The 23,021-nt window shown below is 39.2% G+C and carries 19 protein-coding genes; 12 read left to right on the top strand and 7 right to left on the bottom strand.

What is annotated here, in order from left to right; all coding sequences use genetic code 11:
• Nucleotides 1–617: 617 nt before the first annotated feature.
• Entirely contained in the window at nucleotides 618–3,389 is a 2,772-nt protein-coding gene (locus tag H5154_RS00330) for a hybrid sensor histidine kinase/response regulator (protein WP_182717018.1), read from the top strand.
• A 49-nt stretch (nucleotides 3,390–3,438) separates the two neighbouring features.
• Here H5154_RS00330 and H5154_RS00325 read toward each other — a convergent pair whose 3' ends face one another.
• Both H5154_RS00325 and mutY read right to left on the bottom strand, forming a co-directional pair.
• The gene (locus H5154_RS00325; protein ID WP_145237543.1) at nucleotides 3,439–3,711 is read right to left on the bottom strand and encodes an oxidative damage protection protein; all 273 of its coding nucleotides are present in this window, start codon (nucleotides 3,709–3,711) and stop codon (nucleotides 3,439–3,441) included.
• Nucleotides 3,712–3,741: 30 nt separating this feature from the next.
• Nucleotides 3,742–4,809 (bottom strand): A/G-specific adenine glycosylase, encoded by a 1,068-nt coding sequence (mutY, locus tag H5154_RS00320; RefSeq protein WP_220491211.1) that lies wholly within the window; start codon nucleotides 4,807–4,809, stop codon nucleotides 3,742–3,744.
• 166 nt (nucleotides 4,810–4,975) lie between these two features.
• Here mutY and trmB point away from each other — a divergent pair, with 166 nt between their 5' ends.
• The 5 genes from trmB (at nucleotide 4,976) to arcA (ending at nucleotide 9,880) form a co-directional block, all read left to right on the top strand.
• Entirely contained in the window at nucleotides 4,976–5,701 is a 726-nt protein-coding gene (trmB, locus tag H5154_RS00315) for a tRNA (guanosine(46)-N7)-methyltransferase TrmB (RefSeq protein WP_145237549.1), read from the top strand.
• A gap of 34 nt (nucleotides 5,702–5,735) precedes the next feature.
• The gene (rsmC, locus tag H5154_RS00310) at nucleotides 5,736–6,761 is read left to right on the top strand and encodes a 16S rRNA (guanine(1207)-N(2))-methyltransferase RsmC (RefSeq protein ID WP_182717017.1); all 1,026 of its coding nucleotides are present in this window, start codon (nucleotides 5,736–5,738) and stop codon (nucleotides 6,759–6,761) included.
• Nucleotides 6,762–6,908: 147 nt separating this feature from the next.
• On the top strand, nucleotides 6,909–8,534 hold the full coding sequence (locus tag H5154_RS00305; protein WP_182717016.1) for a sensor histidine kinase: 1,626 nt from the start codon (nucleotides 6,909–6,911) through the stop codon (nucleotides 8,532–8,534).
• The gene (locus tag H5154_RS00300) at nucleotides 8,531–9,055 is read left to right on the top strand and encodes a YfiR family protein (protein ID WP_149980884.1); all 525 of its coding nucleotides are present in this window, start codon (nucleotides 8,531–8,533) and stop codon (nucleotides 9,053–9,055) included. Before H5154_RS00305 ends, H5154_RS00300 begins: the two co-directional genes overlap by 4 nt.
• Before the next feature lie 108 nt (nucleotides 9,056–9,163).
• Nucleotides 9,164–9,880 carry a two-component system response regulator ArcA gene (gene arcA, locus H5154_RS00295; RefSeq protein WP_182717015.1) on the top strand — a complete coding sequence of 239 codons (717 nt, stop codon included), beginning with the start codon at nucleotides 9,164–9,166 and terminating at the stop codon, nucleotides 9,878–9,880.
• A gap of 27 nt (nucleotides 9,881–9,907) precedes the next feature.
• On the opposite strand, the gene arcB is transcribed toward arcA, so the two are convergent.
• A complete protein-coding gene (gene arcB, locus H5154_RS00290) occupies nucleotides 9,908–12,232 on the bottom strand; it encodes an aerobic respiration two-component sensor histidine kinase ArcB (RefSeq protein WP_182717014.1) in 2,325 nt (774 codons plus the stop codon).
• Nucleotides 12,233–12,445: 213 nt separating this feature from the next.
• Here arcB and folE2 point away from each other — a divergent pair, with 213 nt between their 5' ends.
• From folE2 to H5154_RS00270, 4 genes are all read left to right on the top strand, one after another.
• Nucleotides 12,446–13,366: a GTP cyclohydrolase FolE2 gene (folE2, locus tag H5154_RS00285; RefSeq protein ID WP_182717013.1), complete on the top strand. Its 921-nt coding sequence runs from the start codon at nucleotides 12,446–12,448 to the stop codon at nucleotides 13,364–13,366.
• A 91-nt stretch (nucleotides 13,367–13,457) separates the two neighbouring features.
• A complete protein-coding gene (locus H5154_RS00280; RefSeq protein ID WP_145237569.1) occupies nucleotides 13,458–14,051 on the top strand; it encodes a DUF2726 domain-containing protein in 594 nt (197 codons plus the stop codon).
• Between the two features lie 102 nt (nucleotides 14,052–14,153).
• On the top strand, nucleotides 14,154–14,861 hold the full coding sequence (mtnN, locus tag H5154_RS00275) for a 5'-methylthioadenosine/S-adenosylhomocysteine nucleosidase (RefSeq protein WP_182717012.1): 708 nt from the start codon (nucleotides 14,154–14,156) through the stop codon (nucleotides 14,859–14,861).
• A 1-nt stretch (nucleotide 14,862) separates the two neighbouring features.
• Nucleotides 14,863–15,810 carry a cobalamin biosynthesis protein gene (locus H5154_RS00270; RefSeq protein ID WP_182717011.1) on the top strand — a complete coding sequence of 316 codons (948 nt, stop codon included), beginning with the start codon at nucleotides 14,863–14,865 and terminating at the stop codon, nucleotides 15,808–15,810.
• Between the two features lie 63 nt (nucleotides 15,811–15,873).
• Here the strand turns inward: H5154_RS00270 and tyrS are convergent, their stop codons facing one another.
• Nucleotides 15,874–17,073 carry a tyrosine--tRNA ligase gene (gene tyrS, locus H5154_RS00265; protein ID WP_145237578.1) on the bottom strand — a complete coding sequence of 400 codons (1,200 nt, stop codon included), beginning with the start codon at nucleotides 17,071–17,073 and terminating at the stop codon, nucleotides 15,874–15,876.
• Between the two features lie 150 nt (nucleotides 17,074–17,223).
• Between tyrS and H5154_RS00260 the strand changes: the two genes are divergently transcribed.
• Nucleotides 17,224–18,537 carry a peptidoglycan DD-metalloendopeptidase family protein gene (locus H5154_RS00260; protein ID WP_182717010.1) on the top strand — a complete coding sequence of 438 codons (1,314 nt, stop codon included), beginning with the start codon at nucleotides 17,224–17,226 and terminating at the stop codon, nucleotides 18,535–18,537.
• A 208-nt stretch (nucleotides 18,538–18,745) separates the two neighbouring features.
• Nucleotides 18,746–19,240: a tetratricopeptide repeat protein gene (locus tag H5154_RS00255; protein ID WP_182717009.1), complete on the top strand. Its 495-nt coding sequence runs from the start codon at nucleotides 18,746–18,748 to the stop codon at nucleotides 19,238–19,240.
• A 271-nt stretch (nucleotides 19,241–19,511) separates the two neighbouring features.
• On the opposite strand, the gene H5154_RS00250 is transcribed toward H5154_RS00255, so the two are convergent.
• The 3 genes from H5154_RS00250 to oadA form a co-directional block, all read right to left on the bottom strand.
• Nucleotides 19,512–19,688: a hypothetical protein gene (locus tag H5154_RS00250; protein ID WP_167542971.1), complete on the bottom strand. Its 177-nt coding sequence runs from the start codon at nucleotides 19,686–19,688 to the stop codon at nucleotides 19,512–19,514.
• Between the two features lie 401 nt (nucleotides 19,689–20,089).
• Nucleotides 20,090–21,220: a sodium ion-translocating decarboxylase subunit beta gene (locus H5154_RS00245; protein WP_145237582.1), complete on the bottom strand. Its 1,131-nt coding sequence runs from the start codon at nucleotides 21,218–21,220 to the stop codon at nucleotides 20,090–20,092.
• Between the two features lie 11 nt (nucleotides 21,221–21,231).
• Entirely contained in the window at nucleotides 21,232–23,016 is a 1,785-nt protein-coding gene (gene oadA, locus H5154_RS00240) for a sodium-extruding oxaloacetate decarboxylase subunit alpha (RefSeq protein WP_182717008.1), read from the bottom strand.
• Between the last annotated feature and the right edge of the window lie 5 nt (nucleotides 23,017–23,021).

The raw sequence follows: 23,021 nt of genomic DNA, 5'->3' as shown, positions 1-23,021 counted from the left end.
TTAGCTCTACTGACTGAGCTATCTGGGCAATTTCAGTATTAATAAAAATCACAAAGGATTTTCAATGCAATTCCCACTTAGCTCTACTGACTGAGCTATCTGGGCAATTTCAGTATTAATAAAAAATCACAAAGGATTTTCAATGCAATTCCCACTTAGCTCTACTGACTGAGCTATCTGGGCAATTTCAGTATTAATAAAAAATCACAAAGGATTTTAAATACAATTCCCAATTAGCTCTACTGACTGAGCTATCTGGGCGATTTCAGTTTTAATAAAAATCACAAAGGATTTTTAATATAACTTCAGCTTAGCTCTACTGACTGAGCTATCTGCGTGTGCGGCGTATTAAACTGGTTTTGCCCTTTCAAGTCAACTTTTTTTTTATTCTTTATAACTGTTTGCACAGTTTTTCAACAAAGCGACTAATAAATGTAAAGTACGCTGTTTTTTACAGCAATAACTCTTTAATTTATGTATTGAATAGGTATTTTAACTGCTTTGTGCACAACAGTCCTAAAAACGTAGTGAATTATTTCTGGTAAATGATAGGATTGATTTCCAGTACACAAGCGACTGTTTAGATTGCGGTTGATAATAGATAAGTTGGATAATAAATGCTGAGTAAATTTTCTTCTCCTGTAAAAGGACTATTACCTCTTTTTATACTAATAAACTTAGCCGTAACAGCACTCGCTGTGGTTGCTTATTCTTTTTACCCTAGCCACACTGAAGACTCAAAAGCACCACCAAGCTCACTAAGTTTAATGACATTAGCTGAGCAATTAGACACACCTTTAGTAAATGCATTAACTCGAACAGGACAAGATAATGCCACACAACTACTAAATTTAAGTGCTGCGCTTAATAATCAATTTGATTACTACTTATATAGATATACACCTACTGCACAAACACAATTGGTTTTTGCTAGTAATAAACCGGCAATTGCACCGCTAAAACTTGATCAATATTCAGTTGAGCAAGGTATTATTCACTATCAATTAAATTTAAATGATCAACCCGTTGGTGAATTGATCATTAAACAAAAAATAGCTGTAACCCCTCTACTGCCAAATTATTCCATCGGACTTGCATTGGCTATTGCAGGAATTGCTGGAGTAAGTTTATTTTTACTGGCGCTGTTTTTTAACGTTTATCTTAATACGCGGATCCGCAAAAGTAGTGACACTCTTGCGCATAAATTAGAGAGCATCACTAAATCTGGTAGTTACAATACACATATCGACGAACAATTAGATATTGGCCTTGGCGTTGTAGCTAAAAATATCAATCAATTATTACAGCAAGTACAAGATGCCATCAATAGTAATGACATAGCCCAAAAAGATTTGCATAAGCTGCAAAGCAGTCTGGAAACTGAAGTGCAAAACCGCACTTTAGCGCTTGAAAAAGCGAGCCATAGAGCTGAACAAGCAAGCGAAGCCAAAACCACGTTTTTAGCAACTATGAGCCATGAGATACGCACTCCAATGAATGGCGTTATTGGCACCATTGATTTACTAAGGCAAACAGATCTTAATGGCGCTCAGCATCGTCTAAGCACAATTATTCGTGAATCAGCCTTTTCACTACTGGGTATTCTGGATGATATTTTAGATTTCTCAAAGATTGAAGCGGGCAAACTAAATATCGATCCAACTCCTTTTTCGGTCTCGGATACTATTGAAGAAGTTGCCAGAGTATTGTCATCGGTTGCAAAAAAACGCCAGCTTGATTTAGAGCTTGCCATAGCCCCTGATGTACCAATTAATTTAATTGGTGATACTGTTCGCGTTCGCCAAGTACTTTATAACTTATGTAGTAATGCGATTAAATTTACAAGCACCGATGAAAATCGCCTAGGTCAGGTACGCATTGCTGTAGAAGTGGCACAAAATACTGCTGACCATTTTACTCTGCGTTTTAGCGTCAGCGACAATGGTAAAGGTATGAGCCAAGCTCAGCTGCGTGAAATATTCAATCCATTTATTCAAGCCGAAGGATCAATTACCCGTGAGTACGGTGGCACTGGCCTAGGTTTATCTATTTGTAAAAGTTTAACCGAGTTAATGTTAGGGTCGATTAGTGTTACCAGCGATATAGGTATTGGTAGTGACTTTGTGGTGGAATTGCCATTCAGTACTGAAAACACCATAAAGTATGCCCATAAAGGCGCCTTGAAAGATCATTCGGTGATACTCGTCACTGAGCATCAAAGCAGACAACAAACGCTTTCTCGTTATTTATCATTTATGGGAGCAAAAACAATTACAGTGCAAGCGGTGCAAGAAATTGAACAGTATCAAGACAACCCCGGTGTTATTTGGGTGCTTGATGGTATCGATTCAATGGATAGCATTAATTACTTACTACGCCGTTTACTGTACACCCTTGAAGATAATAACCAACAGGTGATCGTACTTAGTAAATTGGATGAAGCCGCAATAAATCACAAAAACATCTTTTACCTTAATGCGTCGCCATTATGTAAGTCAAACTTTATGATGTCGCTATTGGTTGCTGCGGGGCTGCATACACCAAGACAAGTTAAACCAGTTAAAACCCTTAATAATTATTTAAATATTGAACAAGCACGCGAAGAAAACAAACTCGTGCTACTTGTTGAAGACAATATTTTGAATCAACAAGTGCTTACCGATCAACTACATTTACTTGGGTTTGGCGTTGAGGTTGCTGAAAACGGCGAACAAGGTTTAAAAATGTGGCAAAGCGGTCGTTACCCATTAATTTTAACTGACTTACATATGCCTAAAATGTCAGGTTATGACATGGTTGAAAAAATTCGCGACGAAGCCGCGCAACTTGAAGACATCAACGCTCAGCCTTATGTTATTGCAGTAACGGCAAATGCCTTAAAGGGTGAAAAAGAACGCTGTTTAAATGCCGGTATTAACGATTTCATTACTAAACCTGTGGAATTAAATACACTAGAGGCAACACTTAATAGTTGGAGTGAAAGCAAACAAGAGTCGATTACAGCTTCTCCTAATAAGCCGTCAGCACCAATTAACTTTGAAATGCTCGCTAAATACATAAACAATGATGAAGCAAAGCAGTTACGGTTCTTTAAAATGTACTTAGAGCAAAGCCATACGTTAGCTAAAGACATTAATACGGGGGTAATGACCGGTGATAAAGAAATAATAATTGCAGCTTGCCACCAACTTAGATCTATATCGAAAACAATTGGCGCAGAAAAAGTAGCTGAACTGGCAGCTGACTTTGAAGATAGCTGTAAAGAACAAGACTTAACCAGTGATCAACTAATTGAGCTGCGTGACAATTTAGAGATTGAGTACTCTCGTGTTGCACAGTTTTTAAAAGAGCAAGTTAGTAATGCCCAAGAGCAAGATGATCTGATTTAATTCAAGCATTAAAAAAGGGCTTATTGCCCTTTTTATTCGCATGTGAAAATCATTTTTCTGGCGGACGGTATCCTTCAATTTCTACATCTTTATCTTCAAACAAAAAGCCAACCATTTGCTCTTCTAAAAAAGTACGATGCTCTGGATCCATCATATTTAAATGCTTTTCATTGATCAGCATTGTTTGCTTGTGCTGCCACTGTGCAAATGCTTCTTTAGAAATATTATTAAAAATCCTTTCACCCAACTCACCAGGGTAAAGTTGGAAACCAAGCCCTTCGGCTTCTTTTTGTAACTTTTGACAAAATACAGTGCGTGCCATGATTGCTCTCTTGTGCTCTTAGAAACGATATCAGTTAGTGTAAACTATTGTAGCAATTTGTTTAACTAGCTTTTTAGTTGGAGCGGCTAAACCAACCTCTATGGACTGGTCCAATGGGTACCAAACTAGTTGTCGCTCATTCACCACATCAGACACTTTATGCAAAGTGAGTACATGCGGATTAATAGTTAATTCAAAGTGCGAAAATATATGCGTAAAAGGCTCAATTGGCACAGTTGTAACGGCAAGCCCTTGCTGTGCTAAAAAAGTATCTAACTGAGATTTTTGCTCAAACTCAAAAAAACTAAATAAGCCGCCCCATATTCCTGAGTTAGGCCTTTTTTCCATCAATACTTGATCATTACATTGAATAATTAATTGATGACACACTTTCTTTGGCACTGCTTTTTTAGGTTTTGAATGAGGGAACTGTTTTACCTGCTCAGTCTTATACGCTGCACAACGCGAGCGCAACGGGCAAGGTTGGCAATCAAACTTGCTACGTGAGCAGAGGCTTGCTCCTAAATCCATCATTGCTTGGTTAAACTCAGTCACTTGTTTTGCTGGAGTTAACTGCTCTGATAGTTGCCATAATTGGTTTTCAACTTTTTTAACTCCGTACCAACCTTCAATCATAAAAAATCTGGCAAGCACACGTTTTACATTACCATCTAATATAGGATGATGTTGGCCAAGAGAAAGCGATAAAACAGCTCCTGCAGTCGAGCGCCCAATTCCAGGCAAAGCAACAACCTCGTCTAACGTTGTTGGAAACTCGCCTTTGTATTGATCTCGGATTATCTTTGCGGTTTTATGTAAATTGCGAGCTCGAGCGTAATAGCCCAATCCTGTCCAGTGATGCAGCACGTGATCTTCATCTGCATTTGCTAAAGCGATAATATCTGGAAAACTTTGCATAAACTTTTCAAAGTAAGGAATAACTGTGATTACCTGAGTTTGTTGCAACATCACCTCAGATATCCACACCTTGTAAGGTGTTTTATTTAATTGCCAAGGTAAAGTTTTACGCCCATGTAATTCATACCAATCGACTACTTGCTGAGAAAACCAGCTTGCTTCACTGTTGTTTAACTTCAAAATAACTACTTTTAAAACCCGACCCTTAATGGCGCTCAGTCTATTGCAGTGAGTTAAAATATCAAGTTATAAACATACACAAAAGATAAGGCCTTGTGATCAACGCCGTGGTCAGGGATAATACGCCACCATTTTAAGACATGTTGTTTTCATCAGGCCAAAATATATGAGTGATTCAAGTAACGATAACCTTGAGCAAGCGATGCAAGAAGGTAAATATATTCGTACCATTCGCAGTTTTGTTAAGCGCGAAGGTCGTTTAACCAAAGGACAAGCTGCGGCAATTGAAAAATGCTGGCCAACCATGGGGCTTGAACATCAACAAGGCATGCTTGATCTAGCCCAAGTATTTGGCAATGACAACGACGTTGTTTTAGAAATTGGTTTTGGTATGGGTAAATCATTGGTCGAAATGGCCAAGAGCGCACCACACCTTAACTTTATTGGTATTGAAGTACACCGCCCTGGTGTTGGCGCATGTTTAATGGATGCTGATGAAGCAGGCATTACAAACTTACGTATTTTTGAGCATGACGCTGTTGAAGTATTTGCTGATTGTATTGCTGAGGGCAGCATTACAACGGTGCAACTATTCTTCCCTGATCCATGGCATAAAAAACGTCACCATAAGCGTCGTATTGTACAACCTGCATTTGTAGAGAGCTTGCGTAGCAAATTAAAAATTGGCGGTGTCTTCCATATGGCAACTGATTGGGAAAACTACGCAGAACATATGCTTGAAGTAATGCAAGCAGCGGAGCATTTTAAAAACCAATCAGAGACTAACGATTATGTGCCACGTCCTGATTTACGTCCCTTGACGAAATTTGAGCAACGCGGCCATCGTTTAGGTCATGGCGTTTGGGATTTAATGTTCGAGCGTATTAGCTAAATTAATCAAAACAACTTTAAAGGCAAAGCCATATATGAGCGCATTAACTAATCCAAGTTCACTTTTACTACGCAATAGTGCAAACCTAACGGCGGACTCTATTTTAGTAGTTAATTTTGTGCAAGATGGCTTTTTGTCACAACTGCGCCAGTTAAATCCAAACAGCAAGATCAGCGCTTTTAGCTACAACCATGCTAATGGCGAATTTGCTAAAAATATCAACACTATTGATGTTTGTGTTAGCCATGAGATAGCCGGTCAACACTTTGACCTCGTTATTTATTACTACCCAAAAGCAAAACCTGAAGCATTGATGACGTTGGACAATATTCGCGCGGTTATCAACCCAGACACTGAGTTACTGGTGGTTGGTGAAAATAAAAGTGGTGTGAAATCGATCGAAAAGCAATTTAGTAGCCACTGTGAATACAGCAATAAAATCGACAGTGCCCGCCATTGTGCTTTGTATTTATTCACCGAGATAAAAACCTTAGCTGAGTTTGTTATTACTCGTTACCACAAACAATTTAATGTTGATGTGGCTGGCGTTAGTTTTAATGCCATTAGCGTACCTGGCGTATTTAATCACGGTGAACTTGATGGCGGTACTAAAATACTGTTAGAGAATGCACCTGAAATTAAATCTGGCAATGTGCTGGATTTTGGCTGTGGCGCGGGTCTTATTGCGACCTTCTTAGGTTTGAAAAATCCAGCTTTGAGTTTTACCTGTACGGATGTTAGTGCTCTTGCAGCTTATGCAACCACGCAAACATTGGCACTTAACGGTGTAAACGGTAGCGCTTTACTAAGTGATGGATTAGCAAATGTAACTGGAAAATTTGAGCTTATTATTTCAAATCCACCATTTCATACCGGTATTGCCACTGATTATACTGTTGCTGAACAGTTTTTAAGTGGTGCTAAACAGCACTTAACTAAGCAAGGCAAGTTAACTATTGTTGCAAACTGCTTCTTGAAATACCCGCCAATTCTAGAAACTCAGTTCGGTAGTTATCAAGTAGTACACAAAACCAATAAATTTTCAGTGTATAGCAGTTAATTACAACTATTGCCTCACAAACGCTGCCAAATAATATAAATGGCAGCTTTTCAATAAAGTTATTATATTTTTTAGTCACTTTGATAGGTCTTTGCTAGACTTACAGCAACTCAATAAAAATTATATAACTGGGCCTTCATTACAATAATGCCTTTATCAACATCGCCAACAAGTATTCGCAAAGCCCTGATCAGTGCAGTCATGCTTGTTACTGCTTTGTGTTTATCGTTATCTATTTCTATTTCGACCTACCTTGATGTCAAAGAGCAAAAACAGTTAATCATCAATAAGCTCAATATCCTTGCAGAAATTATCGCCTTTAATGCCCAAGTAACCGTACTATTTGATGATAGAAAAACCGAAGAACAACGTCTTAAATCTTTCGAAAAAATTCCACTCGTTAAAAATATACATATTTACGCAATTGACGAAATTTCAAATAAAGCGGTATTTTTTACCAGCTTTAATGCACGAAAAACGCCACCAGTGCCGCTTCGGGTTGATAGTATTGAACAACTCCAACAGCCTAGGATCACTGAAGACTACGTAGAACTAATCAAGCCAATCACGTACGAAGGTGATATTAAGGGTTATGTGTATATCCGTGGCGGCCTAGAGCGCCTCAACGAGTATATCAACCAAAAAATTCTTATTGATATTCTTTTAACGTTATTCGTTTTAATACTGGTTTATTTTGTAGCAAAACGAATTCAAAAACGTATTGCCGACCCTATAGACCACTTAAGCAGATTACTGCAAGATGTCTCGAAAAATCATAATTACAACGCCCGAGCCCCAAAAACTAATATTACCGAAATCAACATGCTTTCGAACAGTTTAAACATCATGCTGACTCGCACGCAAAATCAAATAGAGCGCCATAAAAACGATAAGCAAGAAATTAAACAATTAAACCAAAGCTTAGAAGAAAAAGTAAACCAACGTACAATCGCGCTCAGAGAAGCAAATCAAGAGTTGCTAACAACCCTTGAACGGATGCATCAATACCAAAATCAGATTGTTGAAAGTGAAAAGATGGCCTCTTTAGGGCAAATGGTTGCAGGTGTTGCACATGAAGTAAATACACCTATTGGTTTAGGGATCACTGGCTCTACCCTGCTACGCGATAAACTGGCAGAAATAAGCCTAGGGTTTGAGCAAAAAACCTTAACCTCAAGTCAATTGAAACGTTTTATCGACAATGGTATAGAAAACTTAGATCTTATCTATCGGAATTTAAATCGCGCTGCGGAACTGGTATCCAGCTTTAAAAAAGTAGCGGTGAACCAAGATGGAGAGATTAATTCGCTGGTCAATATGCATGAGCTTATCACCAACGTGATGCTTTCAATGCGTACTGAATTAGAGAACAAAGCTCCTAAAATCGTTATTCATTGTTCTGAACAATTGATGATCGAAAGTAAAGCAGGCCCGCTTCAGCAGATATTGCAGCAATTGTTAAGTAACTCGGTGATCCACGGCTTTAAAGATAATCAAAATAACGAAATCGAAATTACAGTGGAACGCAACGAAAGTAGCCTGAGCATTAACTATTATGATAATGGTATCGGGGTTGATAAAAGCGTTAAAAAACGCATTTTTGATCCCTTTGTTACCACTAAACGCGGCGAAGGTGGCAGTGGTTTAGGTATGCATCTAGTTTACAACTTAGTCACACAAGCCTTAGGTGGCAATGTTTATTTTGATGATCAAAATATAGAAGGCACACGCTTTATAATTACCTTGCCCTTAACTGAGGCAAGCAAATTATGAAACTAACGGGTTTATTACTGGCTCTGATGCTGTTGTTTCCAGCATTTTTACAGGCTAAATCACCTGAACAAGTCAAATCGGCATTTCTATTTCAGATTGCAAAATTCGTCGAGTTCCCCAAAGTTAACAATAAACAGGCTGTGACTTTTTGTTTTTATGACGTTGAACATGGAATTGGTGAGTTATTAAAGGATAATTCGAATCTTAAAATTAACGATATACCGATTGAAACAGTGTTAATTGATAAAAAACAGCAAATTTCTGAACTTTCTCGCTTTTGTGATATCACATACATTGATGAAACAATGGAAGATGATATAATTCCACTTTGGATCGATACCATTTCATTAAATACCTTAACAGTTGGTGAGAGTATCAATTTTTTAGAAAAAGGGGGCGTTGTCTCTTTGGTCCAAGAAGGGAATAAAATCCGACTGTATATCAATAAACAGCAGTTGTTGCGCAGCAGTTTTAAAGTGCAATCTCGGTTATTAGCTGTTTCTAAATTTCATCCGAATTGATTTTACTTGTTAACAATTGGATATACTCCTATAATCACTAGTATTCGGTTTTATAATACAATACCGAATTAATTGTAAATAAAATATTCCGAAAAAGGTTAATTAATAATGCAAACGCCAGTCATTCTGATTGTAGAGGATGAAGACGTAACTCGACTAAACCTCGTTAGTTTATTTGAAGCTGAAGGTTACAAAGTTATTGAAGCCATTGATGGCGATGACATGCATGACAAGCTTACAAATAATGATGATGTGAACCTTGTAGTTATGGACATCAACCTGCCAGGCAAAAACGGGCTAATATTAGCGCGTGAATTACGTCAAAAGCGTAACGTTGGACTTATTTTCCTAACCGGTCGTGATAATGATGTAGACCGTATTTTAGGCCTAGAAATTGGCGCGGACGACTATATTACTAAGCCGTTCAATCCTCGTGAATTAACTATTCGTGCTCGTAACTTGCTTTCACGTACTGCCCTTGGCGGTGAAGAATCAAGCCTTGAAACAAATGGTGTGATCACTTTCAATGGCTGGGAACTTGACGAAAATAGCCGCTGTTTAACATCACCAAATGGTGATGCCAAACGTTTACCTAAAGGTGAATACAGAGCACTACGTTTAATGCTTGACTCTCCAGGCCGTATTTTTAGTCGTGAGCAGCTAATCAAGCATATGACTGGTCGTGAGTTACGTGCAAATGACCGTACTGTTGATGTAACGATCCGTCGTATCAGAAAGCATTTTGAAAGTGATAACAACACATCTGAGCTTATCAGCACCATCCATGGTGAAGGTTATCGTTTCATTGGTAAAATCGATAGTTAATATCCGTTCTACCAAGTAATGACAGCATTAACGTTCTAATTGCTGTAAGAATAAATGAAGGGCATGTTGCCCTTCATTTATTTTATCTGCCAATATTGTTAGCCAAGTATTTAATACTTCATCACTTTCTTCAATCGCACCATGTTCCATGATCTTAGCGTGTAACTGTACATCATTTAAACCAACTGAACCTGCAGCACCTTTAAGCTTATGTGCGACGGACTTATACTCTTCACGGTCACCAGCTGCTAATGACGTTGCTAACTCTTGCTGATACTGTGGATTTAGCTTTTCAAATAAACTGCTGCTGCGCTTAAATGTTACTATGCCCATCGAATTAACAAAATCTTCTATGGTTTCAACATCAAGTAACTCTACATTGATATTTTCACTGGCTTCTTTGCTAACCGTCAGGCGTGTTTCATCAGACTGTTGTAGATGTTTAATATCAAATAGTTCAGCCAACATTTTATCAAGCTTCGTGGTATTGATGGGCTTGGCTAATGCGCCTTGAATTGAGATACCTTGTAACTCTTCTTCGGCGCTACGCACATTAGCCGTAAGGGCTACAATAGGTAACTTATCAAAATGGCTATCGGCACGGATCTGCCTTGCTACTTCATCGCCATTAATATCTGGCAGTTGCATATCTAGCAGTACTAAATCCAGATCATCCTCAGTTTCAACAAACGACAATGCATCTTCACCGGTTTCAGCCCAGATAACTTCATGGCCGCGTTGCTCAAGTAAGTTAGTGGCGATTTCAGCATTAAGCGGCACATCTTCAACTAGCAAGATATTCAAACTACGGCCAACATAACTTTGTTCAGCCGGAGCAATACAAAGGGCCAGCGGTATTTCAACCACAAAGCAACTGCCCTCCCCTTCGGTACTGCTCACATGTAACTGTCCTTTCATTGCAGTAACCAATGCCTTAGTGACAGCTAAACCGATACCTGATCCTATCGCATTAGTACCATTTAAATCTGGCGCTTTATAATACATATCAAAAATACGATGTAATTGCTCTTGTGGAATACCTTGCCCGGTATCTGTTACTTTCATGACTAACCACGCGCCATCCGCACGGTTTTCCCGAACACACGCTAATTGAACTTTACCTTGTTGGGTAAATTTAACCGCATTATTTATTAAATTCCACACCACTTGGCGTAATCGGGTCGGATCTAGTTGCGCATAAATATCCAACATACCTTTGCGCTTAATTTCAAACTCTAGGCCTTTTTGTTCAGCAATTAATCCAGCAAAGTTAACCACATCATTAATAAAGTCGGAAACATTTATTGAGTCGGTAACAATATCGAGTTGCTCGCGGTCTATTTTATCTAAATCTATAATATCATTAAAAATATTTCCTAATGTTTCAGCACTAGAAAATACTGTATTACACCAACTACGTTGCTGCTTATCCAAGTCGGTGTCTAGCAACATCCGGGTTAAACCCACAATACCATTGAGCGGAGTTCGTAATTCATGACTTAGGGTGGCAATAAATTTCCCCTTGTCTTTATAAGCGGTTTCAAGTGCTTGAGCAGCTTCTTTACGGCTGGTGATGTCGCGGCCAAACGCTAATAAACCAATGTAGTCACCGTCATCATTAATAAATGGGAGCTTGCGCATTTCAAACCAACGGTTTTCATTGCCTACAGGGTATTCAACATCAAGCGTTAATGCGGCGTGAGTTTTTTCGACTTTGTTATCAGTTAGTAATACTTCCGGTAAGAATTGCGTTGGATAAATTTCCTCTGCAGTTTTACCTATTAACTCGTCACTTGATTTACCCATCACCTCTTCAAACATTTTATTACAACCGGCAAAAACACCATTGTTATCACGGTAATAAAATAAATCAGGCGATGAATCAACAATAGAGCGCAGTAACATGCCTTGTTGAGCAAGCTCTTGCTGGGTTTTTTTACGCTCGACGATTTCTCGTCTGAGTTCTTCGATTGCACGGTGTTTGGCATGAAATGCCATTTTACGTTCATCTATCTCTACATTTAAGCGATTGATATTATCTTTTAAAGTTTGATTTAATAATTTTTCTTGCTTGGTGGCACTATCTAAATACGCATAGGAAGCATCTAACTGGCGAATTGAATTGATCAACACACTGATAATAATGGGCGACACTACTGCAGTAAAAAACATTACGGCAAGCACATCAACGAGCATCACCTCGCCCACTGCAACATAATAAAACATACACGACAATATTAATGCCAAGACTAATAGTAATGCATAACAGATAGTTGCGGTTTTGAATTCACCGAATCGAGTAATTAAACTGGAAAGTGTTCGAGCCCATGGACTCAAAGAGGAATCGATCATATATAAATCTGTCTCTTAACTATACATATAAGTATATAAAAAATCAGCTGACTACACAGCTACAAAAAAACCACTAGTGCTAATATGTTAGCATTTTTGCATTAACTATTTTCATGTTCCGCGACGAAAACAGAAAATTTTCATCTACCACGTATTTTTTATTTATTTCGTGTAAAATATCGCGCTTTACAATTGCCAATAACGAGATTTTTCATGCAAAGCAACATGCCCGATATAGCAGATACGGCTCCCGCCTTACAAACAGGTAAATTAGACTGGGTTGGTATGGCTGATATTGAACTGCCTTTTTTATTTGAATCTCGTGATCTTGCGCCTATTAATGTCAACGCTAAAGCTCGTGCTTTTGTTAATCTTCACAAAGAAGACGCAAAAGGTATTCATATGTCGCGGTTATTTTTAGCGCTCGATACCTTATCAACTGAGCAGCAGGTAAACCCCACAACGATTGCTCAAGCACTAGATACTTTTATTTCCAGCCATGAAGGGTTATCGGATCAAGCTAAAATTGAATTTAAGTTTGAACTACCGCTGCGCAGAAAATCACTCCTTAGCGGCAAAGCGGGTTGGAAAAGCTACCCGTTAACCATAGTGGCAAAAATTGACCGCGGTGTACTTAGTTTTGAGTTAAGCCTTGATGTAACTTACTCATCAACTTGCCCATGCTCAGCGGCATTAGCTCGCCAACTTATTCAACAAGCCTTTGTTGAAAAGTTTCAGCAGCATACTCTTAGCCATGAAGAAGTGGTCAACTGGCTTGGCAGTACCGATGGCATAATCGCCACACCGCATTCTCAACGCTCTATTGCCAATGTAAAAGTCAAACTAGATAGCAGCATCCGTGAGTTTGATATTTTAAGCTTGATCAATACTCTTGAAGATGAGCTTAAAACCCCTGTACAAGCGGCAGTTAAGCGTGAAGATGAGCAAGAATTCGCCCGTTTAAATGGTCAAAATCTGATGTTTTGTGAAGATGCTGCGCGTAAAATCAAAGCCGTGTTAGAAGATGCACAATACGCCGATTACTGGTTACAAATAAACCATTATGAATCTCTGCATGCCCATGATGCTGTAGCGATTGCAGTAAAAGGAATTGCTGGCGGATACCAGCCATAACTTAGCTGTTATAAAGTGTAACTTCATTACAACTGGGCACGTAAATTGCTAAGTAATTTATAGTGTCAATTTGTTGTTGTGGAGTTACCGTATGGAATTCGCTTTATTATCAATTTTAGTATTAGTCGTAGGGGCATCTGTTGTTGCGTCAAAGTTTACCGATGATGGCGGAAACCCTTACCCATTCACGCGTAAAACCAGTGTATTTACGCAAGTTGAAAGCTCATTTTTAAACCTTTTAGAACGTGCTGTAGGCGATCAATATAAAATTGTTAGCCGTGTAAAATTAATCGATATCATTGATTGTAAAAAAGGTTTATCTGCTAAAGCTAAACGTGCTGCAATCGCTAAAGCAAAAAACAAACAACTGGATTATGTGCTGATTGATAAAGAAAAGATGACGATTGTGGCAGCGGTTGACTTAGTAAACAACGCCAATAAAGATGGTCATAAAGCACAACGAGACTGGTTTGTTAATGGTGCACTTGAAGCTGCTGGCATTCCACATATCCGTATGAAAGTTAAATCTGGCTATCGGCCATCAGAAGTACGCGAAGCAATTATGTTTAAGCTTGGCAAGCCGACAGCACAAAGTAGTCGCCCGACACGCAACCGTGTTACTAAGCCGGCGGTACTATCTCCTTCGCAAGCTAAAGCCCATTCCACAGCTTTAGCTGAAATATAAGTTTTCTTAAACGATAAAATGCGAGCTTTTAAGCTCGCATTTTTGTTTTTTATCGCTAACTTCACGTATAATCTAAACATCTAATTAGAGGAATTTAAAATTATGAATGTCGGTATTATTGGCGCGATGGAGCCAGAAGTTAAAATTTTGCGTGAAGCAATGCAAAATCCACAAATTCTAACTAAAGCAGGTTTCACTTTTTATACAGGTGAATTAGCTGGTAACACTGTGACTTTAGTGCAATCAGGTATTGGTAAAGTCGCCTCTAGTATTGCAACAACGTTATTGATTGATAATTTTCAACCAGACTGTGTGATCAACACAGGCTCTGCCGGTGGTTTTGATCCATCTCTGAGTGTTGGCGACGTGGTAATTTCATCTGAGGTACGTCATCATGATGTTGATGTAACCGCTTTTGGTTATGAAATTGGCCAAGTACCACAGATGCCTGCTGGTTTTGCCGCTCACCCTAAATTAATCGAGGCTGCACAACAAAGTGTTGAAAGCATCAGTGACGTGAAGACCCTGATCGGCTTAATTTGTACTGGCGATTCATTTATGTGTGATCCGGTGCGTATTGATAAAGCCCGCGCGGACTTCCCTACTATGTTAGCTGTAGAAATGGAAGGCGCTGCCATTGCACAAGTATGCTTTTCTTTAGCTACACCGTTTGTAGTGATCCGTTCAATGTCTGATATTGCAGGTAAAGAGTCACCACAGTCATTTGAAGAATACCTAGAAACCGCTTCAATAAACTCATCAAAAATGGTGGTCGCATTACTAGAAAAGCTGACTACGGTAACGCTATAAGGTGTTACTCAATTTAGTTCAGCAACATTTGGACTTTATTGTATTTATATTAGCGCTCCTTGCTGAGCGCTTTTTACCTTTGGTAAGCTGGTATCACCCAAATACATTTTTAATTGCGGTATTTAGAGCACTTGGGAAACGCGTTTTTCGAAAGAGTGAACCTGCAAGTTACCAATATTTGTCCTCTTCGTTATGTTTCACCTTAGTCATTTTAGTGATCATGACCTTGGTAATCTTACTGCTTGAATTTGCATATTACCCTGAACTATTAGCTGGGTTAATTTTATACCTCAGCCTAGAGTGGCGAAGTGTAGAAAGTAAAGCGCTGCGTATTGCACGACTCGTTAAACAAAATCAAAAGTCTACAGCCCGAGAGTTATTAAAACCACTACTTGCTCGCCAGGTTGATAAATTATCAGGCCCTGGTCTTTGCAAAGCCATTATGGAAACGCTGATCTTAAGAGTGGCTCGTCATTACTTTAGCGTTATTTTCTTTTATTTACTATTAGGCCCTATGGCTGCACTGGCTTATCGCTTACTGACTTTGATCCACCAAGCTTGGCGCAAAGATATTTTGCCTAATAGCCCATTTTTAAAATCACTCAGTTGGCTATTATATATTCTTGAGTGGTTACCTACGCGGATATTGGCGCTGACTGTTGCAGCAAGTAAAGCCAGTAAATTGAGCGTTCATTATATTAAGCATTATGGACGGCATTTTTATCAAACAAATAGTGGCTGGTTATTAAGTTGTTGTTCGGCCTCTGTTGGTGTGCAACTCGGTGGCCCTGCCATATACCAAGATACTCGATTTGATAAAATGCGTATTGGTACTGAGCGTTTACCACAGGCTGATGATATTGCGGTATTGATCAATCGGCTAAATCAAGCGCGTGGCTTTTGGTTACTGGTTATATTTGGCATCGAAATCATTAAAACAATGTTGTAGATCACAAAGAGTAAAAAACCAGCCGAAGCTGGTTTTTAAAACTGAATTTTCATTCTTTACCTATTAAGCACAGGTAATATTTGCAAACTTACGTTTGCCAACTTGATAAATAGCTGTGCTGCCTTTTGCAATTTCAAGCTTAGTATCAGTGACCTTTTCTTCGCCATTGATTTTAACTGCGCCTTGTTTGATCATTCGCATAGCTTCTGACGTACTCGCAACTAAGCCTGCTTCTTTAAGCAAATTAGTAATAAATACGGTATCTTCATCAATCGTTACTGTCATATCTGGGATATCATCCGGTAACGCATTTTTTTGAAAACGTTTAATAAAATCTTCATGCGCACCAACAGCTGCTGCATCGCTGTGAAAACGAGCAATCATTTCTTTTGCTAAATCGATTTTAATATCACGCGGATTAGTACCTTGTGCAACCTTTTCTTTAAGCGCAGCAATTTCGTCAATTGATAAGCTACTTAGCAAATCATAATAACGCCACATCAGCTCATCACTAATAGACATGATCTTACCAAACATATCGTTAGGAGCATCAGTAATACCAATGTAGTTACCTAATGACTTAGACATTTTTTGCACACCGTCGGTGCCCTCAAGTAAAGGCATCATTAATACGGTTTGTGGCTTTTGGCCTTCGTCTTTTTGTAGCTCTCGACCCATTAATAGATTAAAGCGTTGATCAGTACCACCGAGCTCAACATCAGCTTCAAGCGCAACTGAATCCCAACCTTGCACTAATGGATACAAAAACTCATGAATCGCAATTGATTGTCCGCCAGCATAACGCTTTTTAAAATCATCACGTTCTAGCATACGAGCAACAGTTTGACGTGCTGCTAGCTTGATCATCCCTGCAGCGCCTAAATTCTCCATCCAAGTTGAATTAAAAGCAACCGTGGTTTTAGCCGGATCCAGAATTTTAAATACTTGTTCTTTATATGTTTCAGCATTTGCCAATACATCTTCACGGGTTAGTGGCTTACGAGTTACATTTTTACCCGTTGGGTCACCAATCATACCGGTGAAATCACCAATTAAGAAAATCACTTCATGACCTAAGTCTTGGAAGGTTTTCATTTTATTAATTAGCACAGTGTGACCTAAGTGTAAGTCAGGTGCAGTTGGATCAAAACCAGCTTTGATCTTTAGCTTTTTACCAGACTTTAGCTTTTCGACTAACTCGTCTTCAATTAATATTTCTTCAGCACCGCGTTTTATCTCTGCTAGAGCGGTTTGTAAGTCCACTATGTATTACTCCAAAAAATTCAGTCAATCTGGTGATTCTAGCGTAAATCCGCGCCAGTTTAAATCTACAAAACACTGGTATTAACGCTTTATTAAGTATATCCTGCAATATTAGTGATTAATTATCTTGACAGCAGGAAAAGGCACGTTATGGTTCGCGTTGTGCACACTCTCCCAAAAAAACACAAATTGCTTATTCTAGGCTTGGTTTCTGCTATTGCTGCTTTAACACTCATTCCTTCAGAAAAAGCCACCGCCTCTAAAGACAATAGCGCTGATGCGCTAGAAATTGGCAAGCGCTACGAATTACAAATTAAAGTTGATGATAACGAAAAATTAACTGAATTAAATTCGCAAGAAGATGCAGCAAAATTCCCAGAATACAATCTAGTCGATTTTGAAGTAAAGAACGGTGACAATTTAGCACTTATTTTCAAACGCGCCGGCTTTTCAGCGCAAACCGTTCATAAACTGCTTAATACCAATGCAGAAACACGTAAACTTAGTAAAATTCACCCTGGTGAAACATTAAGCTTTGCTACCGCCGAAGATGGTTCTTTGGCACAGTTACGTTATGTGATTTCAAAAACAGATACCCTATTCGTTACATTAAATGAAGAAGGTAACTACGATACGTCTATTGATAGTAAAGAAATTGAAACATTAACTAAATCAACAGGCGGAGAAATTACCAACAGCTTTTGGACCTCAGGTATTGCTGCTGGTTTAAGTGAACGGCAAATAATGAACTTTGCTGACATATTCGGTTGGGATGTGGATTTTGCCAATGATATCCGTAAAGGCGATCAATTTGGTTTAATCTATGAATCGCATTATGTTGATGGCGAGTTTATTGGCACAGGTAAAATTATAGCTGCTGAGTTTATTAACCAAGGTCAACGTTACGCGGCTATTCGTCACAGCGATGGTACTTTTTACACGCCTGAAGGGCGTAGTATGAAAAAAGCATTTTTACGTGCACCGGTTAACTTTAAATATATAAGCTCAAGCTTTAATCCGCGTCGCTTACACCCTGTAACAGGACAAGTAAGAGCACACCGTGGGATTGACTACGCAGCTCGTACTGGAACGCCAGTAGTTGCCTCTGGTAATGGTAAAGTAATTAAAGCCGGATACAGTAAGTATAATGGTAACTATATATTTATTAGTCACGGCACACAGTACGTCACTAAATACCTACACCTTAACAAGAAACTAGTTAAAACTGGTCAAAAAGTTAAGCAAGGTCAACAAATTGGTACTGTCGGCTCCACAGGTCGTGTAACAGGCGCACACTTACACTACGAGTTTTTAGTTAACGGCGTTCACCGTAACCCTAAAACGGTTAAGTTACCGAAGTCAGAGCCACTGCCTCGCGACGAGCTTGCTAAGTTTAAACCAATCGCAGATAACTTCTTAGCGCAGCTAGAGCGCAACCGAGAGCTACAGTTAGCGCTTAAGTAAAGCGGTCAGCGAAAAATATAAGCCGTTGTTATGTAAATAGCAACGGCTTTTTGTTGAACTGTTTGATGTGATGCGCTCCGGTTGTATTCGCAAATTAATGTTGCAATAGAACTTGCATGTGCTGCCTCATATCTACTTTTATAGTTTTGAAAGTTAAGCAAACGTCACCTGATAAACGGCTATGAGCGAAAATTGAATATTTTATTGATTGAAATTTAGCCATGCGATTATTAATATCGCAATTTTCTCCGATAACATTAGTGACCGCCGTTTTGGTGTGCTAAAAAACCACCAAAATGGGACAAATAGATTGTTACGTTTCAGAATGAGCATTGAAGATATAAACAAAAAAGCCAAATCATTAATAGATGAAACTTGGAAAGATAACTCCAAGTGGCATCAAAACTTTGATGAGGCAAAAAGCATTCTTGAGCAAGTCTTACATAACCATACTGATGATGAGCTAACTCTCATAAACTATGGAACTGTTCTATGTGATATGGGCAAACATCAAGAAGCGGCTGAATATTTTAAAAAAGCAATAGATCAAGGCAGTAATAACAAACATGCATTTTACAATTTAGGTGTAGCGCTTATGAATTGTTCAACTGACGAAAATGCAATGTTCTACATGAAAAAAGCAAAATCAAAACAAGCTTGTGCTCTAACCTGGGAGGCTTACTTTGATCCAATGGGGCACTAATAACTTAACAAGATGGGTTTATTATCCATACAAAGCGTTTAAACATCGTTCAGACCATGTGGCCTTCACGGGAAACCCAAAGCTGCGTGACTGTTGTGGGATCGCAGAGTAACGAGCATAGATAAATATTCAAAGATTGATATCTACCGTTACAATTTTTTCGTTGTGTTTCGCGGTGCTCAACCCAACCTACACAGTCCATTTAAACACGAGCTTATCACTTACAACTTAAAGCTTACCGCTCCTAGACCTTAAAACTGGCAGCTACGCTCTACCTCACCAACACATAAATCAATTGCACAACCAATGAAATCATCACTAATGGCCAAATGTATTTGGCGTATTTAGTCGCACCATCTAGGCCCATTTTAGACTGATACTTTTCAAGTAGTGGCACAAGAATGATTAATGCAACAAACAGTGAAATTAAAATCACGAAGATATTCATACCATTCCTATTTAATAAAATATCTATCGAGTATACCTAGGGTCTGTTTATCTTTCGAGGTTAAATTTGCAGCTGCGCGTTTGGTTTTTAGGCAAGGCAGAGCCTATGTAGTGTGGTTATTCCCCATAAATAGGAGATAACTCGGCATAAATGCCAAACACGCGCTGCCCGAAGGGTTCTGCCTAGGGGCGATTAACTCTTTGTTGCTCGATTTTTACTTAGCCCACTAGGTTACAAATCTCGCGCCGTGATTAAATCGCCCCTAGTTTGAACAAATTTTAACCCTGAAAGGTCAACAGACCCTAAGCGCAAAAAAAAAGCGCAGTAAATACTGCGCCAGTCGGTTGGAAGTAAAAGTTACCTCACCATACTCAGCTCGCTGGGTATGGTTTAAGATTTGTTTAACCTACCAGAGCTAACAAGATACCTGCAGCCACAGCACTACCCAGTACTCCCGCAACATTTGGTCCCATTGCATGCATTAATAAGAAATTATGCGGATTATTCTCCAGACCCACTTTATTAACTACGCGTGCAGCCATTGGCACAGCTGATACACCAGCCGCGCCGATGAGTGGATTGATTGGTGATTTAGAGAACTTGTTCATACCTTTTGCCATAAATACACCTGAAGCTGTACCAATTGCAAAAGCCAAGGCGCCGAGTACCAAAATACCAATTGTTTCTACGGTTAAAAACTTATCTGCAGCAAGCTTAGAGCCTACAGCTAAACCAAGGAAAATAGTGGTGATATTTATGATCTCGTTTTGTGCACTATTACTTAAACGGTCAACCACACCAGACTCTCGCATCAAGTTTCCTAAACAGAACATGCCTACCAGTGGCGTTGCTGCAGGTAAAAACAAAATCGTTAAACTCAATACCATTAACGGAAAAATAATTTTTTCCTTTTTTGATACGGTGCGTAACTGTGGCATTTGAATTTTACGTTCTTCTGGTGTGGTTAAAGCCCGCATAATTGGCGGCTGAATAATTGGCACCAACGCCATATATGAGTATGCAGCTACGGCGATAGCACCCAATAAATCAGGAGCAAGTTTTGAGGCTAAGAAGATTGCCGTCGGGCCATCTGCACCACCTATAATCGCAATTGCTGACGCATCTTGTAAAGAAAACTCAAAACCTGGTACATAGTTTAGTAAAATTGCGCCAAACAAGGTTGCAAAAATACCAAACTGAGCTGCAGCACCTAGCAATAACATACGAGGATTAGCTATCAAGGCACTAAAATCAGTGAGTGCACCAACACCCATAAATATTAATAATGGGAATACACCGGTATCAATCCCAATATGATAAACGTAATACAGCAAACCACCGGGGTCTGATAAGCCCGCTACGGGGATATTTGTTAATATTGCCCCAAAGCCAATTGGTAATAATAATAACGGCTCAAAGTTGCGCGCAATTGCCAGATACAACAATAAACACCCTACTGCGATCATAATAAGCGCAGGAAATGTAAAATTAGCAATACCTGTTGCTTGCCAGAGGTTTAATAATGCTTCCATCCTCTGAGCTCCTAAGCTAGTGCTATCATAGCGTCACCCGTTGCCACTGAATCACCTTCAGCAACAAGAATTTCAGCAATAGTACCGGTGTGGGTTGCACGAATTTCAGTTTCCATTTTCATCGCTTCCATGATGATCACTACATCGCCTTCATTTACCGTTTGACCCGCTTTCACCTTGATTTTAAAGATGTTACCAGCAAGTGGAGCGTTAAGTGTTTCGCCGGAAGCAACTGACGCCGATTGTGGAATATGCTCACTATCTTTAAGTGTTACTTCTTTAAGCTCACCGCCTTGTGCAACCACTACATCATAAACTTTACCATCTACTTTTACGCTGTACTGCTCTGCTTTTACTGTGTTGCTGTTACTTTTTTTATTGCTAACTGGTTGTTCTTTATTAGCAGATTCAGCACTTGGCACAGCTTCGAATGCATCTGGGTTATTACGATTCTTAATGAATTTCAACCCAATTTGTGGGAATAATGCATACGTTAACACGTCATCAATCTGCTCATCCGCTAAGCTTAAACCTTGCTCTTGTGCTTCTTTTAATAGCTCAGCTTGGAGTATTTCTAGTTCTGGTTGCAATAAATCAGCTGGGCGGCAAGTAATGACTTCTGCGCCATTAAGTACGCGCTCTTGTAACTCTTTATTCATCGGCGCAGGAGTTACGCCATACTCACCTTTTAGCACTCCGGCAGTTTCTTTGGTGATAGTTTTATAACGCTCGCCCGTCAATACGTTTAATACTGCTTGTGTACCAACAATTTGTGATGTTGGTGTAACTAACGGTAAATAACCTAAGTCTTCACGTACACGTGGGATCTCAAGTAATACTTCATTCAATTTATCCGCAGCACCTTGCTCTTTAAGCTGGTTTTCCATATTAGTTAACATGCCACCAGGCACTTGCGCTAATAAAATACGGCCATCAACACCTTTTAAGCTGCCTTCAAACGCGGCATATTTTTTACGAACATCACGGAAATAAGCAGCAATCTCTTCGAGTTGATTTAAATCCAGCTCAGTATCACGTTCAGTACCTTCAACAATCGATACAATCGTTTCAGTTGCGCTGTGCCCGTAAGTCATACTCATTGATGAAATTGCGGTATCAAGCATATCAATACCAGCATCAATCGCTTTTTGGTAAGTAGCAGTACTTAAACCTGTTGTGGCATGACACTGCATTGCAATTGGGATAGAGACTGTTTCTTTTAACGCTTTGATTAACTCTTCTGCATCGTATGGTTTAAGCAAACCGGCCATGTCTTTAATACAAATTGAATGACAGCCTAACTCTTCAAGCTGCTTGGCAAGCGTTAACCACATATCAAGTGTATGAACCGGGCTTACTGTGTACGAAATTGTACCTTGTGCATGTGCGCCAACTTTAATTGCAGCTTTAATAGCCGTTTCAAGATTACGAACATCGTTCATCGCATCAAAAATACGAAACACATCAACACCATTTTTGTGCGCTCGCTCTACAAATTTTTCAACAACATCATCGGCATAATGACGATAGCCTAAAAGGTTTTGACCACGTAATAACATTTGCTGTTTAGTATTTGGCATAGCTTTTTTAAGAGCACGAATACGCTCCCAAGGATCTTCACCCAAATAACGAATGCATGAATCAAAAGTAGCCCCACCCCATGATTCGATCGACCAATAACCTGCATCATCTAATTTTTGTGCAATCGGTAGCATGTCATCCAAACGCATACGCGTTGCTAATAATGATTGATGCGCGTCCCTAAGTACTAATTCTGTTAATTTTAATTTAGCCACAAGTA

It is taken from the genome of Pseudoalteromonas sp. SR44-5 (assembly GCF_014163675.1).
GTDB lineage: Bacteria > Pseudomonadota > Gammaproteobacteria > Enterobacterales > Alteromonadaceae > Pseudoalteromonas > Pseudoalteromonas rhizosphaerae.
Note: the sequence above shows the minus strand (reverse complement) of the source record. Positions and strands in the feature narration are given on the sequence as shown.